Below are 15,691 nucleotides of genomic sequence, written 5' to 3'. Positions count from 1 at the left end.
ATTTGGCAACTTTTAACAAGAGACAAGAAAAGGGGCGCGCCTTGCTTTCCGCTCCGCACGCCCCCTTTTTCAGCAACTACATCACTTCGGTCTGCTTGGCTTTAAAATGCCAGCAGCTTCTGCATGCCGCCCCATATCGACGCTAGGAAACTGAAAATAGGTGCAAATCCCGGAAAAATCCGTAAAAGTTCTTGCCAAAAACCTTTATTTTCAGTGTTATCTGTACCGCCGGCTTTTCCAGACTTCTCCTTTTCCAGCTTAAGGGCCTCTTCCGCTGCCTTCCGAGCAATCTCAGCAGCCTCTTTAGCCTCAGCCAAGGCCTTGGCTTGATCTTGGGAATTTGCTAGCTCCGCCTCAACCTTAGCCAATTGTTCCGCTAACGCTTTAGCCTCATTCTCTGCTTTCATTGCAGCTTCTTCAGCCTCAATCGTAGCTCCCTCAGCTGCTTTAACCCGAGCATTAGCCTCCTCAGCGGCAGCGATAGCATCCTGTGCTGCGCTCTTAGCCTCAGCCAGAGCCTGTGCAAGCTCTTCGTTTTCAAGCTCGGCTTCTTCTAGTTCCTTAGTTAGCTTTAGCACGTTCGCCGTAGCTTCCTCAGCCTTAGCCGTCGCAGCCTTCGCGTCTTCAATAGCCTTAGCCAAAGCAGGATCCGGCAAATCGGTAATACCCAAGGCTTTGTTGCTCAAGCAATCGGCTCCCAGCCAAGCCATGTTGAACTTGGCAAACTTGAGGGTCATTCCCCTTTCCTTATCGCCAGATTCATACACCATGCCAATATTGCCGTCAGCCATAGGAGTCATGACCGAGTACTGAAAACGGCCAGCTTCGATCTGACGCCCGTGCGTCCACGACCTACCGTCATCACAGGAGGCCATGACCCAACCATTGCTACGCCCGTCTTGCCCGTATTCTCCTTTAATTCGGGTATCAATCGGAGCAGAGTACAAGAGCACCCGCGCGGCAGCACTGCCTTCCGGGGCACTAGGGTATGCCTTAATCAGAGAAACATTGATACCAGTATTTCTTTGCAATGGGTGCTGAGGTGGCGCAACGATTACCGGTTCAGGCTTACTCCAGGTTTCTCCCTGATCCTCTGAATAAGACCTCCAACGCTCTGCGCCTCTCGGATTACTAGGATTACTTCCCGTACTCTTCGAATTCATCATGATTCGACCATCGGAAAGCTCCACTAGCTTATTCTCATCCCCGTTCGTCTCTCCCTCGCCCCCGACGCCTTGTCCAACATTCCAGGTCGCCCCATGGTCATCGGAATAAAGCGCTACGTTTGCTACAGCCCCAGCACCATTTGGGCTGTAGTGCACCGACATTGGGAAAAGTAACCGTCCCGCATTTTCCCCGTACTTTAATTGGATTCCGTTACCAGAAGTCGCAAATCTTCCACGACCCGCAAGCTCTTGCCCAGGCTTGTGCCGGACTTTAATTTTCTCCGTCAACTCGCTGAGAAGCTTCATGTTTCCCCAGGTTTGACCGTTGTCGTTCGATTCAATTATGACGGTATCCTGAACCGACCTTTTCTGTATTGGATCTTCAACGGAACCTCTATTTACACCTGCAGTCGCATCAAAGAAGCGGTAGTCATAACCCCGCACAAAGACTGCAAATATCTTCCCTGTTTCATGGTCTACAACGATTGAGGGATCGGTATAGGAAAGATCCCGCGGATCCTCGGTCCCCTTGGCAATGAAGTCGCCCTCCTCAAAGGATTTACCGGAATCATGAGAGCGATAAATCTCAATATCCGTCTGCTTTTCACGCGAATTACGTTTCGTGTTCTCGTAAGGCGCATCCCTACACCAGGTCCTGCTCTGCGCATCTGGTCCATAGCGGTTATCAAAAGCCACCAAAAGAGTTCCGTCTACTGCCGTAGCGATAGCCGGAATACGGAAGCACCGCTGCCCTGCCGGGTCTACGTCTCTGATAACCTTCGAATCAAAAAATTCGCTGGTTACAGGGTCGGGAAGCTTACCCTCCCCCACTGCACCACGCGCTACGGGCGCGGGCGGGGCAGCGTCGAAAAGCCCATTATTATCAATGGGCGCAGGTACGATGGTCGAACCCTCTTCAGCAAGAGTCGCAGGAGCCGTAAGGCCTTGAGTGGTGAGCGCCAGCGCTGCTGTGAGTGTTACCAGCGCTTTGCGAGTTCCACGGCGGTGTGAATCCGTCATTGGAAACTCCCTTCGTTGAGATGGATGAAACATGCAAAAATGAGACAGCCAACACATCAGACGTCCGACCTCTTATATCGGCAGGTGTCCCACAGACTTGGAAGAAACTGGGGGCCATGCGTCACATTAAAAATTAATCGATGACGGAACATGCAAATGGTGTTATCTAGAAGATTAGCAACCACACAGGCGGGCTTGGAAGCTTTCCTCCAAATGTGCTTTTCTCCACTGATGGGGGTAATGCTTTTAAGATCACGTCAAAGTTACAAAATAATAAAGTATTTATAACAGAAGAAATACCCTGCAGCCAGCAAAAATATACAAAAAATGACCCAACAGAGCACCAAGTGCAGAACGTCAGGCCACTTTAAGTTAAAAAATATGTAACTACTTACGGGGGGTAAGAATTCGGGGGCCCTCGCTTGTGGCCGCCACAGTGTGCTCCCAATGGGAAGACCATGAGTCGTCATCCGTAACTACAGTCCACTCGTCTTCCAGAACAAAAGAATCCACGGACCCCAGCGTCAACATGGGTTCAATAGCCAGGACTGATCCTTCTTGAATCATCGGCCCCCTACCCGGTTTACCCTCGTTAGCCAGGTAGGGCTCCTCATGCATGGTTCGTCCAATGCCGTGACCGCCATAGCCGTCCACGATCCCCAGCTTTACACCAAAGCGTTTTTCCGCTTGACGCGTTGCTTTTTCTAGTGCGTGGGAGACGTCGGTAAGCCTATTTCCAGGGATCATCGCCTTCATCCCCTCCATAAGCACCCACTCGGTGGCCTGGTTAAGCGCTTCTACATCAGCAGCAAGCTTGCCTATCCCAAAAGTCCAAGCAGAATCCCCTACCCAGCCCTCAAAGGTAGCTCCGCAATCAATAGAGACCAGGTCGCCTTCCCTTAAAACGGTCTCTGCATTTGGGATTCCGTGAACTATCACTTCATTCACTGAGGCGCAGATTGATCCAGGAAAGCCTTCATAGCCCTTAAACGTGGGGATAGCGCCACAGGATCGAATCGTCCCGCGTCGAGCTCCAGAGTGCTTACTCCTGGTCCTGCTGCAGCTTTAACAGCCTGCAGAGCCTTACCCACAATCTCGCCTGCAGCTTGCATCGCATCAAGTTCGGCAGGGGTTTTAGCTGGAATTACTTTGCGTTTGGATCGAAAACCCATCATCACATCCTTTCAGTCCCCTTATCAGGGCGATTCTTTGCTGCGACAGCCGCAGCAAACGAGTGTCTCTACGAGTTAAAAAAGCAAAAACCGAGCACTGACAAACGCTATACACCGGGTGTATAGTCACGCGTCAGGCTCGGCTCGCAGTCAATCAGGTTTTATTTTCCTAGGGCCTCAAGGGTCCGAGAATTAATGTCTTCCACGGTGCCTTCAGCAGTAATAGCAATAATCTGCTCACCGTAGTGATCAATCAATGGCGCAGTCTCCTCGCGGTACACCTGCAAACGAGTACGAATCGTACTTTCGTTGTCATCTGCACGGCCGCGGGCCAACATACGCTCTACAACAACGTCCTCAGAAACTTGGTAGTTGATAACACCGTCCAACGTGGTGCCAAACTCTTCCAAGAAACCCTCAAGGATTTCTGCCTGCTCCACGGTGCGAGGGAAACCATCGAGGAGGAAGCCATCCTTGGCGTCTTCCTCTTCCAAACGAGACTTCACCATGCGCGCGGTGACGTCGGTGGGAACAAGTTTGCCGTTGTCGATGTACTGCTTGGCTTCGATCCCCAGCGGGGTTCCCTCACCAATATTGGCCCGGAACAAGTCACCCGTGGAAATGTGCGGGATACCAAGCTTTTCGGAGAGGATCGCAGCCTGAGTGCCCTTGCCGGCACCGGGGGGTCCAAGGAGTACAAGACGCATTATTTGAGGAGTCCTTCGTAGTTACTTTGTAGAAGCTGAGATTCGATCTGCTTAACCGTAGTCAGTGCAACCGAGACCATAATCAGAATAGCCGTGCCACCAAACGGTGTGGAGCCCGCAGAACTTGCACCTACCCCCAAATCGAGGGCGATGTTAGGAAGAACAGCAATGATACCAAGGTAGAGTGCACCCACGAACAGCAGGCGGTTCATCACAAAGCCTAGGTACTCAGCAGTAGGCCGACCAGGTCGAATTCCCGGAATAAATCCACCGTACTTCTTCATGTTCTCCGCTTGCTCATTCGGATCATATTGAACCGACACGTAGAAATAGGAGAAGAAAATGATCAAGACAAAGTACAGCACGATGTACTGCCATGAAGACGGAGTCTGCAGATACTGAATGACGTTGCGCTGCCACCAGTTATCAGAAACCTCGTGAGAACCGGAATTGATGATCTGAGTAATCAGCACGGGCATGTAAATAAGTGAAGACGCAAAGATCACGGGGATCACGCCGGCCTGGTTTACCTTCAAAGGCAGGTAGGTAGAAGAGCCACCATACTGACGACGCCCCACCATGCGTTTGGCGTACTGCACGGGGATACGGCGCTGGCCCTGCTCCACAAACACAACGCCGACCACAAGAATGATCACGGCTACCAGCACAACGGCAAAGACCACGCCGCCGGAAGAATTCAAAATATTTGCACCGTCGGACGGAAGACGAGTCGCGATACCAGCGAAGATAAGCAAAGACATACCATTGCCCACACCGCGCTCAGTGATAATCTCACCCAGCCACATAACAAGCATCGCGCCGGCAGACATAACCAGTACCAGCATGATGAGAGTCCACAGGCCTGCATTAGGCATAAGCACCTGCACACCCGCACCCAAAAGCTGTTTACGGTCCGCCAAAGCAACAATGCCGGAAGACTGCAGCAAAGCTAAGCCCAAAGTGAGGTAGCGAGTGTACTGATCCATCTTCGCCTGACCAGACTGCCCCTCCTTCTTCAGCTCTTCAAAACGAGGAATCACCACGGTGAGTAGCTGCACGATAATCGAGGCCGTAATGTACGGCATAACGCCGATCGCAAAAATCGACAGCTGCAGCAGCGCACCACCTGAGAACAGATTGATGAGCGAGTAGACGCTTGAGGAGTCTGAGGTCAGCTCACGAAGACGCCCACTAATAGACGCATAATCTACTCCGGGTGACGGGATTTGCGCACCAATCCGGTAAAGAACGATCAACGCAAGGGTGATCAAAATCTTCTTGCGCAGATCCGCGTCCCGGAATGCCTGAAAAATGGCGGACACTTAGCCTCCTGGCTTCACATACCCCCGCAATAAAGCCGCAACGATACATCAGCTCAACACTGATCACGCTTCCGTCTTCATCTCTCAAGGGATGGAAGGTTTAAATAAAACTCGTTCTCTCTAACCGTTGAACAATGCAATCTTTGTTCAAAAAGGCAACTCGCAGAAAAAAATCAAGCGCAGAAAATATAACTTCAACTGCCCTTTTAGGAGATTCCCCCACTATGGGCTTCTCTCTCTTTATTCCTGCCAGGCCCTCTTGCACAAGCTCACATTCCATCAAAAGTTGAGGTTGGACATGATTGACCGCTTTACTCTACCACCGCACCCCACCAACTACACAGTTAAGGTTATTTTTAGTTTTAGGTCCCCCTAAGTCACCAAGAAAGCCGCTGCGTACAAATTAAGCCAAGCAAGACAATCTCCATCCTGCCCTTTTCCGCTGACTATATGTCCCTTATATCCCCCGACCTCACCGACCTATCTCTCAAATCTTTCCTGCAGTAGATGAGTCATACATCTCAACTTTTTTCGTTTTAACCCCACATCACGCGTTTCCCCGTACAATAACCATGTCTATGCCACGTTGCTGCGCATAGTTAGTATGCGAGCGATTTTTAAACCCTCGCCTGCTTCCACGTGATTCTTTACTACGGACCGTTCGGCACGTACCTGCCGATAAAGAAATGGAGTTGCCTCACTATGGCATCAGTGACTTTTGAAAAAGCATCCCGCGTTTATCCCGGCGCGAACAAACCAGCCGTGGATGAATTTGACCTTCATATTGAAGACGGCGAGTTCCTAGTCCTCGTGGGGCCTTCAGGCTGCGGCAAATCTACGACCTTACGCATGCTGGCGGGGCTTGAGGAGGTCAATTCTGGCCGCGTCTCCATCGGGAACCGCGATGTCACTGATATCCCTCCACGCGATCGTGACATCGCCATGGTTTTCCAGAACTATGCGTTGTATCCCCATATGACTGTCCGTGAGAACATGGGCTTTGCGCTCAAGATTGATAAGAAGCCAAAGGAAGAAATCAACCGCCGCGTTGAAGAGGCTGCTCGTACTCTTGATCTCACCGAATATCTCGACCGCAAGCCTAAGGCGCTATCCGGCGGTCAGCGTCAACGCGTGGCTATGGGACGCGCCATTGTCCGCAAGCCCGAGGTCTTCCTTATGGATGAGCCGCTCTCCAACCTAGATGCAAAGCTTCGTGTGCAGACCCGAACCCAAATCGCTGCGCTTCAGCGCGAACTTGGCGTCACCACTTTATACGTGACCCATGATCAGACAGAGGCCCTGACGATGGGCGATCGTATTGCGGTGCTTAAGTTTGGCGTGCTGCAGCAGGTGGGTACGCCTCGTGAGCTTTACGATTTCCCTGCTAACGAGTTTGTAGCTGGTTTTATTGGTTCTCCAGCAATGAACTTGGGCACCTTCACAGTCGAGGGTGATCATGCGGTTTTGGGCAAGGCACGGGTTCCACTGAGCCCTGCTACTCGTGCGGCCATTACGCCTTCTGATAATGGCAAGATTACTATCGGTTTCCGTCCGGAGGCGCTTGAGGTTGTTTCTGAAAACGAGCCAAATACCATTCCGGTAAAGCTGCACATGGTCGAGGAGCTCGGTTCGGATGCCTACATGTACGGCAAGCTTGAGGGCGGCGGATCCCTAGGCTCTGGAACTGACGCTAACCCCGATGACGAGTCCACCGATGAGATCATCATTCGCACCGCCCCACACGCTGCACCCCCCATCGGTTCCATCATCCATGTCCGTATCCGTGAGGGCGCTCAGCATAACTTCTCCAAGTCCACTGGCATGCGATTGCCAGAATAAGCACGTCTCATTTTTATTGCCGCTGCCCACACGGGAACTTCCCCGCGTGGGCTTTCGTGCAACCAGCCTTTGTCTGTGCCCCTCGTTTCCTCGCGACCTTTGTGAAAGAGTCATCATGCCCGCCACCCCTTTTATGCAGATAACCAACGGTACGATTGCCCCGGCGTTACTGCAGCTTCCGTGGTCTCTTCCGCTAGAAGATTGGCCTGAAGAATATTTGGCGTCGCTCCCACGAGGAATTTCGCGCCATGTGGTGCGTTTTGTGGGAATTGACGGCCGGGTTTTCGCGATTAAAGAGATCGGGCAAAAAGTTGCCTATCACGAATACAAAACGCTGCGGGATCTTAATCGCTTAGGGGCGCCGTCAGTACGCCCCCTTGCGGTGATTACCGGGCGTGTCGACGCCACCGGGGAACCCCTCACAGCGGCGCTGGTCACGGAACATCTAAAGTTTTCCTTGCCTTACCGCGCGGTTTTTTCCCAGTCCATGCGCTCAGAAACAGCCACCAGGCTTATCCACTCCCTCGCGGTTCTCTTAGTCCGCCTGCATCTGCTGAATTTCTTCTGGGGCGACGTCAGCTTGTCCAATACGTTGTTTCGCAGAGACGCGGACTCTTTTTCGGGGTACCTTGTGGACGCCGAAACCGGCGAGCTGCAGCCTAAGCTCAGCGATCAACGCAGGCTTTACGACGTAGACATTGCTCGGGTGAACATCATCGGCGAGCTCATGGATCTGCAAAGCGGCAAGCTCCTTTCCCCTGACGTAGACGCTATAGAAATAGGCAACCGCATCGTAGAAAAGTACTCGCTGTTGTGGGAGGAATTAACTGCCGAGCAAACCATTAGCCAGACGAACATTGGAAAGTGCAGCAGCGCATCGACAAGCTCAATGCCTTGGGCTTTGATGTGGGGGAACTCAAGCTCACTAGCTCCGATGAGGGACAATCCGTGCATATTAGGCCTAGGGTGGTCGACGCCGGACACCATCACCGCGCGCTCATGCGGCTCACGGGCCTAGATGTACAAGAAAATCAAGCCCGGCGCATTCTCAATGCCATTGAGACCTACCGAGCGATCCATTCCGATAGCCACAGGCCGATGAGCACTATCGCGCATGAGTGGCTGACCCATATTTTTGAGCCCACGCTTGCGGCTATCCCTAAGGAATATTCGGCACGACTACAGCCTGCACAGATATTCCATGAGGTTCTCGAACACCAGTGGTATCTCTCAGAGCAAGCTGGACACGAGATACCACTGAATAGCGCGGCAGTAGACTACGCGAAGACCATCCTGCCTCATCGGCCAGATGAGGAACGGATGTTGGACCAGGACCCCCACGATGAGCTGTCAGAGGATTAAGGGGGGCGTCGATAAGCTTTTTAGTCGCGGTATTTTTCATTCCCCCGGTTAAGCCACGCGTAGGCGGCTCCCATGCATACGCCACCGCCGATGAGATTACCGATAAAAACGATCGCCCAGTTGCGAGCAATATGCGCAGCATCAAAATGGGATGGAAGTGACTCGGCGCTAAAACCGACTAAAGAAACAAGGCTGAAGTTTGCAATAACGTGTTCAAGGCCCATCACGGTAAACATGCTGATGGTAACCACCAAGGTAAGAAACTTGCCGGAAAACTCCTTCACCATGGCCACCCCGATGATGCCCATGTTGACTGCCACGTTAGCCAGAATTCCTTCGACGAGGAGTCCCAAAGATGACTTGCCCAATTTAGTTTCTGTGATAGTAGAAACCAAGCTCTCTGCATCTACATGGGAAAAAACAACCGCTCTGCTCAGCAGGAAGGCTACGAGTACAGCGCCCACAAGATTGAAAAAGGTACACACAAGAAGTATTTGGGTGGCCTTGGGCAAAGACAGTTTCTTATGCACAACTCCGAACCCCAGATACATCATGTTGCTCGTGGCCAGCTCGGCATTAAGCAAAACTATGGTGTACAAGCCGACAAAGAACATCAATCCGAAAATCGGGTATCCCACACCGTGAACAACATGATCAAGCTTTTGTCCAAGGGTAACGGCGAAAGCGGTTCCCAGTGTTAGGTAAACACCAGCGAAAATGCAGCGGACAGAATACCGCCAGAAATCAGTTTCAAAGAGGACAACCTTCTTTGCCACTGCTGAGGAGACTTTATTTGTGAGCGATACGGGCGCGGTCAACGTGCACGGCCTTTCCTAAAAAACGAGATGAGTCCGCGCTACTCCCCGGTGAAGGAGGCATCGGTTCGCGCGAACGTAACAGATCGATGTTAGAGCATCTCTTCTTTATTTGAGGAGAGTGAGAAACTATTCACATTCTCAGCCAGGGCGTAGGCGATGGTTCGGCTTTTATAGCAGCACGGTGGCAATAAGTCCCGTGAATAGGAGGATCACAGGATACGCCCACGGGACCCACGCTGCAGGCAGAGTGCCTTCCTGATCAAGCAGCGGCTGACGATAATGCAAAAACACCGTCCCTAACGCCGGCGAAATAAACATCGCGGCGCCAAAGGCACCAGCGGAATACATCATGCGATTCTCGGCACCCCAAAAGAGATAAAAAATTATGACAAATCCGAGCAAAGCAATCCCCATGGGGAGAATTCCAAGACGGGTGCCCAGGGAAAGCGCCACAATCCAAAATACTGCGGCAAGAGTGACCCCCAGCATCACAGCCCACCTCAAGGCGGTAGACAACTGCGCAGTGATGTCTATAGCCGCCAGCACTACCAGAGCTACTAGGAGCACCCACGCGGGGTTTTGAGACTCAGTACTCCACGCCCGACGATCCAAAGCTAGGTCATACGGAACCTCGCTAACCGCCGCAATAACGAATGTCCATGCGGCAAGGCGCCATCGATTTATTCCTCGTTTGATCGCCCATGTGTAAAGCCAAGCGACGAGCGGAATCGCGCACCAAGAGATTACCTCCATCACGATTCCTACAGTCAGTAAACCCAAGCCGGCGTCCACATACCCAGTATCCGTGGGGCGGACCATGAGAGACCCCAGCGAGGACGCAAGGATGAAAAACCCTGCTAAGCCAGCCAGCTTATGAGCGTTCAATCCCCGCTGGCGTAGCTGAACATTCATTTATTTCCTCACTCCTGTTTCCAAACAATTCTTGGGGTGTCTATTGACGGTGCTCATCACAGCGGGATGCCCTCGTGTTTTATTGGTGCATAACCAACACGAGGGCATTTGGCGTATAAGCTACTAGCTTTACTATCCCTTAACAGAACCGGCCATCGACTCTTGATAGTAACGCTGCATCACTATGAACAAAATTGTGATCGGGATAGAGATGCACACGGCACCTGCGGCAAAGCGTGCAAACCAGTCGTAGATATATTCTTTCTCCAGCATCTTCCATAGGCCTAGAGAAACCGTGTAGTTTTCCTGCGTTCGAGCAATCGCCTTTGCCAGCACAAAGTCCAGCCAAGGGGTCAAGAATCCCACAATCGCTTGATACACGATCATCGGCTTGGAGATCGGAAGAATAATCTTGGTAAAGACCTGCCACCGGGTGCAGCCGTCGAGAAGCGCCGCCTCATCCAATGAAATTGGAATGGTGTCCATGAATCCCTTCATCACATAAAAGCCCATGCCAGTTCCAGCGGAATACACGATGATCAACGCAAATGTAGTGGTCCAGTCTTGGGTAAGGCCGATCGCTTTAAGAATAAAATAGATGGCCACCACTGACATGATGCCGGGAAACATGCCCAAAATCAGCGCGGTGTTCATATAAACCTTGCGGAACCGGAAGCGCAGGCGGCTCAGCGAGTAGGAGACAAAGAGCACAAAGACAATGCTGATTGCGCACGTAAAGCAAGCAATGATGAGAGTGTTCACAAACATCTTGGGAAAGTTCAACACCGAGTGATCGGTAAAGAGCTGAACGTAGTTGTCCACGCTGTACTCGGTGGGCAAAAAGGTGTTCGTGTACGGAGCTGTGTTCTTGTTAAAGCTTTCTGCCACGACCCAGACGATGGGAATCACCCAAATGATTGCCAGGACGGTAAGAAAGAGGTGAACGAAGAAGTCTACAAGCTGTCGCGTGCGACGCTGGCTTCCGCGGATCCCTACTTGTTTGGTGCTCATCACTGGAATCCTTCCTCGTTGCGATAAGAGCCGCTTCGGCGGTACGTAATAAGTGCCACGGTGGAAAGAACGATGAAGGTCAAAATACCAATCACCGCACCCACGTTGTAATCACCACGGTCAACCGTGAGTTTGTACAACCAGGTGATTAGAAGATCTGTCTTACCAGCCGAGGCGCCGATTGGGGTGGGGTCGCCTCTAGAGAGCATGTAGATCACATTGAAGTTGTTCACGTTAGCGGTAAACGTGGTGATCAAATACGGAGTCATCACAAAGAACATGTACGGCAGGGTCACGTTGCGGTAAGTCTGCCACCAGCTGGCGCCGTCGAGACGTGCAGCCTCATAGAGCTCGCCCGGAATATTCTGCAGAATTCCTGTGACCTGCATGATTGTGTACGGAATACCAATCCAGAGGTTGACAATGATCACGGTCACTCGCGCCCACGTTGCGTCTGTAAAGAACGGCAGACTGCTGTCAATCCAGCCCCAATTGAGCAACAAACGGTTCACGATGCCCTCTGGCTGCAGCATGCTGCGCAACACGAGGAGAGTAACAAACTGGGGGACAGCCACAGATAGGGAGAAAATCGCACGCCAGAATGTCTTTCCCCGGGTAGTCTTGCGCTGAATAATCATGGCCAAGAACATGCCCAGGAAGTAATTAAGGAATGTGGCAAAGAATGCCCATACGAGGGTCCAGGTGAGCACGCCGATAAAAATCTGCAGGTTAACTTCACCACCAGTGTTAGAGAACACTTTGCCAAAGTTCTCTAGACCTACCCAGTCAAACTTCTGGACATTCCGAGAATCATAGCTGGTAAATGCCATGCTGATCATAAAAATCAGCGGCAGAACCGTGAAGATTAAAATGCCAGCAGTGGGAAGCGACATCAGGGTAATCGGTGCGTCTTCATCAGTTAACGCGTGCAGATCTTCTTTCAGAGTACGCGCACGCCCCTGCTTTTCCACGAAGGTCTGTGCCTTGTATGCGCTACGCAGCGCGATCGTGGCCAGCCATAGGAAGACGATAATGAGGAAGATCGTAGCCACGCCTTCTAGCAACAAGACAACCGACGGTTCACTGTTCTTATAAACCCAGAATCCGTCTACTTTGACGCGGCCTTGTTCACCAGTACCTAGTCCTGGCAACTCTTGAAGCGCCTTGATGCCCTTATCGCAGAACAGCGCAATAGCAACTATCTCTATGGCAAGGAGCACTATCCCCTTGAGAAATTGTTTGCGTACTAGGTTGCCAAGGCCAAAGACAACAAATGATGCTTTAGTGACGTTATCTCCGTTGGCCCACGCACGAGACAACGAATAAAGGCTCGGTTCATCATTGCGTTTTTGTGTCTTCGACTTCGATTTAGTCAGCACGCCACTGCGGTGGACTCCAGCTTTCATGAGTCCGCACTCCCCTTCCTGTGGCTTTTAAAAATGTGTTGTGAAAAACTGCTTATGCACACGTGAAGCCCAGTACTCAGACTGGGCCCCACATACTCATACTCAGGGATTACTTTTTGCTAAAGCTAGAGGTCCAAGCATCGGTCTTAGCTACCGCATTCTCGGAGTTAACCTCGCCGTTGACCAAGGCCTTACCAAAAGTGGTTGCAGGATCCCAGAAGTCAGTCATTGGCTTCAGGGTTGGCTGCAGAATCGAAGCATTGGAGACAGTCTCAAACAGCGCAACTGCCACAGGATCAGCGGCGATAGCAGCGTCTTTTGCCAGTGACTTGTCTGCTGGGATAACGCCGTTCTTATCAAAGTGCGACTTCTGAGACTCTGTGGAAGCTAGGAATGCTGCAAACTCAGAAGCGGCCTTGGGGTTCTTAGTATTTGGGTTATACGCAATTGCCTTTGAACCGGAGAAAGCCTTCATCTGAACATCCTGGCCATCAAGCTTGAAGGTCGGGAGGCTAGCAACACCGTAGTTATCGCCTAGAGCCTTCTTGATGTTCTTGGCATCCCAAGAACCGGAGAAAACAACGTCCACGGAGCCGTTGGCCAAACCACCGATGCCGGATCCTTCAGAGTCGTTGACAAAGTTGGGGTTCTTTACCACGCTTGTCAGGTATTTGGTTACTTCACCAGCTTTGTCCCCCAGCTTGATGCCGGCCTTCTCATCCAAGCCATCTTTGCCAAAGAAAGAGGCGCCAGCACCAGCATAAAACGCTGGATAGTACCAGGAGTTAGACATAGGGAAAGAAACCTTAGCCTTAGACAGCATGGTGTCAAAAGACTTAATGTCTTCCTGGTTCAGTTTTGCTTTGTTGTAGTACATGAACCACGTATTCGGCTCAATCGGCAGGCCATAAGCCTTGCCATCCTGTCCCTTAACGCTAGCGGCAATGGTGTCTTCTGCTTGCTCACTGAGCTGCTTCATGCTGGCGTCGGAAAGCTCCCCCACAGAACCTGAATCCAAGAGCGATCCCAAGCGGTCATTAGCGTAGACATAAACATCAGCCGCGGCCGAAGGATCCTGGTTTACGGTCGTTGCAGCTTGATCTGCACCAACCACCGAGTTCTTCCAGGTGATGTCATAGTCCGGATGGGCTTCTTCAAACTTCTTTTCAACGGACTGCAACCATCCGTCTGAGCCGTCCTGATCTTCCTGCGAGCTCCAGACGCTCAGAGTGATCTTGCCGCCTTTAGAGTCACCCGAACCATTCGCACCCTTAGAGTCCTTATCGCTAGAGCAACCGGCAAGAACGAGGGTTGAGATGGCCAATACGCTGAGGGCTTTCTTTGCGTGGATCTTCATCCACTTCACCGCCTTTAGAGATTAGGGGGATAAGTTGGGAACAACTACCGCTTTTCCTCATGCCCGAATAAGACATTTTTAAAGTGGTAATCACCTGTCAAGCAATTAGCTTAACCTCCTGTGACACTTCCGAGTAACTCGAAAGTTTATGCACTAACTCACAGACCCCCATACTTGCAGTCGATCTACCCCTTTTGCAAGCCCCACCAGCACCAATTAGCCACCATTGCCCCTTTTTGAGGAAAAATCGATAAGAGAAAAAGTGTGAATAAAGTAGCTTCTAGCTGGCGATTGGTCGGACCTCTTACCTTTTTCAACGGGCAAGAAACCCCCAAAAAGACCACCCAAACGGAACAGGTAATAACCAAGATCGGAGGGGGTGAGATCTTAACCACTGGGACTGGCTATCACCCAAAAAGGCCCCGAAAAATAAGAAAACCCTAGATGCTTTACACATCTAGGGAAATGGATTAACGCCCCGTTTGGCTTGGACCGGAAAGCCGCGGCTTTAGCTTTTCTACCTCTGCTTTATATGTATCATCATTCTTAGCCAGCTTTTCAATCAGATCCCACTGATCCTTGCTCAGCTTTTTATAGTAATCCCTCTCCGCTGAGGCCTCCCTCAAATCAGCCCGCAATCCCCGAGTTTCTTGCTTATCGCTGGACTGCAGCTTCTCATAGGCACTCCCCAGCAGCGAGACCGTGCAGGGGCGTTGGAAGACCACAGGGTACGACCCTCCCCTATCGGTAACATCCCATTCCCGCTTGCAGCTCCAGGTGTCGCCCAGCTTCTCCACACTCTCACGCACATTAGTTTCTCGTCCACCATCTTCAGTGAGCAGGATTTGCGAGGCTCCCGCCACCGAGCCGCCCAAGGTAAGGCAGCACACCGCACCGGCGATAAGTGAAACTTTGATTTTTTGCATGAGGGATCTCCTTTTGAGAGTTGAGAAAAGACGCACGATAGGGATCGGTTATAAAAATCCCCAGTGCGTTAGGCTTTTTTCATATTAATACCGAATAAGTTTTTGGTCAATTTTTAATATATGCATACTTTAAAAGTAGAAATTGGAATAAGAAAAAGCCGTACCTACCACCGCAAAAGCGGAGTAGGTACGGCTTTAGTGAGAACTAATCAGTTACTTAACTGATTTAAGCCTCAGCGATCGAGCCGCCAGCGGCTTCGATCTTTTCCTTAGCAGACTTAGAGAACTTGACGCCGGAAACGGTCAGCTTAACGCTGATCTCGCCTTCGCCAAGAACCTTAACAGGCTGCTTCGCGCGAACAAGACCTGCAGCTGCGATATCTGCAGCTGCGATCTCGCCACCGTTAGGGAAGGCCTTCTCCAGGTCAGCAACATTGACAACCTGGTAGTAAACCTTGGAAGGGTTCTTGAAGCCCTTGAGTTTTGGCAGACGCATGTGGATCGGCATCTGGCCACCCTCGAAAGCAGCAGAAACCTGCTTACGAGCCTTGGTGCCCTTGGTACCGCGACCAGCGGTCTTACCCTTGGAAGCCTCACCGCGGCCAACGCGGGTCTTTGGCTTGTTTGCGCCCTTTGCAGGACGCAGATCGTGGAGCTTAATTGGTTCGCTCAT

Annotated in this window: 11 protein-coding genes and 2 pseudogenes; 2 read left to right on the top strand and 11 right to left on the bottom strand. The window is 51.4% G+C overall.

Features of this window, described 5'->3' with window-relative positions; all coding sequences use genetic code 11:
- Positions 1–101: 101 nt before the first annotated feature.
- The 4 genes and pseudogenes from CpATCC19410_RS01990 to secY form a co-directional block, all read right to left on the bottom strand.
- Positions 102–2,186, bottom strand: coding sequence for a sialidase family protein (locus CpATCC19410_RS01990; RefSeq protein WP_013241243.1), 2,085 nt, complete (start codon positions 2,184–2,186; stop codon positions 102–104).
- Between the two features lie 387 nt (positions 2,187–2,573).
- Positions 2,574–3,358: pseudogene (gene map, locus CpATCC19410_RS01985) on the bottom strand (type I methionyl aminopeptidase).
- Between the two features lie 161 nt (positions 3,359–3,519).
- Complete coding sequence (locus CpATCC19410_RS01980; RefSeq protein ID WP_013241240.1) at positions 3,520–4,065, bottom strand: adenylate kinase; 546 nt, start codon at positions 4,063–4,065, stop codon at positions 3,520–3,522.
- Positions 4,065–5,387 (bottom strand): preprotein translocase subunit SecY, encoded by a 1,323-nt coding sequence (gene secY, locus CpATCC19410_RS01975; RefSeq protein WP_013241239.1) that lies wholly within the window; start codon positions 5,385–5,387, stop codon positions 4,065–4,067. Before secY ends, CpATCC19410_RS01980 begins: the two co-directional genes overlap by 1 nt.
- 702 nt (positions 5,388–6,089) lie before the next feature.
- Here secY and CpATCC19410_RS01970 point away from each other — a divergent pair.
- Positions 6,090–7,226 carry an ABC transporter ATP-binding protein gene (locus CpATCC19410_RS01970; protein WP_013241238.1) on the top strand — a complete coding sequence of 379 codons (1,137 nt, stop codon included), beginning with the start codon at positions 6,090–6,092 and terminating at the stop codon, positions 7,224–7,226.
- A gap of 115 nt (positions 7,227–7,341) precedes the next feature.
- Positions 7,342–8,588: pseudogene (locus CpATCC19410_RS01965) on the top strand (DUF4032 domain-containing protein).
- Between the two features lie 20 nt (positions 8,589–8,608).
- Here CpATCC19410_RS01965 and CpATCC19410_RS01960 read toward each other — a convergent pair.
- The 7 genes from CpATCC19410_RS01960 to rplO all read right to left on the bottom strand — a co-directional run bounded on the left by CpATCC19410_RS01960 (position 8,609) and on the right by rplO (position 15,691).
- Positions 8,609–9,364: a formate/nitrite transporter family protein gene (locus tag CpATCC19410_RS01960; RefSeq protein WP_013241236.1), complete on the bottom strand. Its 756-nt coding sequence runs from the start codon at positions 9,362–9,364 to the stop codon at positions 8,609–8,611.
- Positions 9,365–9,574: 210 nt separating this feature from the next.
- The gene (locus tag CpATCC19410_RS01955; RefSeq protein WP_013241235.1) at positions 9,575–10,318 is read right to left on the bottom strand and encodes a hypothetical protein; all 744 of its coding nucleotides are present in this window, start codon (positions 10,316–10,318) and stop codon (positions 9,575–9,577) included.
- 132 nt (positions 10,319–10,450) lie between these two features.
- The gene (locus CpATCC19410_RS01950; RefSeq protein ID WP_013241234.1) at positions 10,451–11,329 is read right to left on the bottom strand and encodes a sugar ABC transporter permease; all 879 of its coding nucleotides are present in this window, start codon (positions 11,327–11,329) and stop codon (positions 10,451–10,453) included.
- Positions 11,329–12,735 carry a carbohydrate ABC transporter permease gene (locus CpATCC19410_RS01945; RefSeq protein WP_014366511.1) on the bottom strand — a complete coding sequence of 469 codons (1,407 nt, stop codon included), beginning with the start codon at positions 12,733–12,735 and terminating at the stop codon, positions 11,329–11,331. The genes CpATCC19410_RS01950 and CpATCC19410_RS01945 overlap by 1 nt, the downstream gene beginning before the upstream one ends.
- 109 nt (positions 12,736–12,844) lie before the next feature.
- A complete protein-coding gene (locus CpATCC19410_RS01940) occupies positions 12,845–14,092 on the bottom strand; it encodes an extracellular solute-binding protein (RefSeq protein ID WP_013241232.1) in 1,248 nt (415 codons plus the stop codon).
- A 470-nt stretch (positions 14,093–14,562) separates the two neighbouring features.
- Entirely contained in the window at positions 14,563–15,018 is a 456-nt protein-coding gene (locus tag CpATCC19410_RS01930; RefSeq protein WP_013241231.1) for a hypothetical protein, read from the bottom strand.
- A 226-nt stretch (positions 15,019–15,244) separates the two neighbouring features.
- Positions 15,245–15,691, bottom strand: coding sequence for a 50S ribosomal protein L15 (rplO, locus tag CpATCC19410_RS01925; RefSeq protein ID WP_013241230.1), 447 nt, complete (start codon positions 15,689–15,691; stop codon positions 15,245–15,247).

Source organism: Corynebacterium pseudotuberculosis (assembly GCF_002155265.1).
Lineage (GTDB): Bacteria > Actinomycetota > Actinomycetes > Mycobacteriales > Mycobacteriaceae > Corynebacterium > Corynebacterium pseudotuberculosis.
Note: the sequence above shows the minus strand (reverse complement) of the source record. Positions and strands in the feature narration are given on the sequence as shown.

Coding starts and splice junctions, on each gene's coding strand:
- rplO (WP_013241230.1), bottom strand. CDS start 15,691: ATGAGCGAACCAATTAAGCTCCACGATCTGCGTCCTGCAAAGGGCGCA.
- CpATCC19410_RS01955 (WP_013241235.1), bottom strand. CDS start 10,318: ATGAATGTTCAGCTACGCCAGCGGGGATTGAACGCTCATAAGCTGGCT.
- CpATCC19410_RS01930 (WP_013241231.1), bottom strand. CDS start 15,018: ATGCAAAAAATCAAAGTTTCACTTATCGCCGGTGCGGTGTGCTGCCTT.
- CpATCC19410_RS01970 (WP_013241238.1), top strand. CDS start 6,090: ATGGCATCAGTGACTTTTGAAAAAGCATCCCGCGTTTATCCCGGCGCG.
- CpATCC19410_RS01990 (WP_013241243.1), bottom strand. CDS start 2,186: ATGACGGATTCACACCGCCGTGGAACTCGCAAAGCGCTGGTAACACTC.
- CpATCC19410_RS01980 (WP_013241240.1), bottom strand. CDS start 4,065: ATGCGTCTTGTACTCCTTGGACCCCCCGGTGCCGGCAAGGGCACTCAG.
- CpATCC19410_RS01945 (WP_014366511.1), bottom strand. CDS start 12,735: ATGAAAGCTGGAGTCCACCGCAGTGGCGTGCTGACTAAATCGAAGTCG.
- CpATCC19410_RS01940 (WP_013241232.1), bottom strand. CDS start 14,092: ATGAAGATCCACGCAAAGAAAGCCCTCAGCGTATTGGCCATCTCAACC.
- CpATCC19410_RS01950 (WP_013241234.1), bottom strand. CDS start 11,329: ATGAGCACCAAACAAGTAGGGATCCGCGGAAGCCAGCGTCGCACGCGA.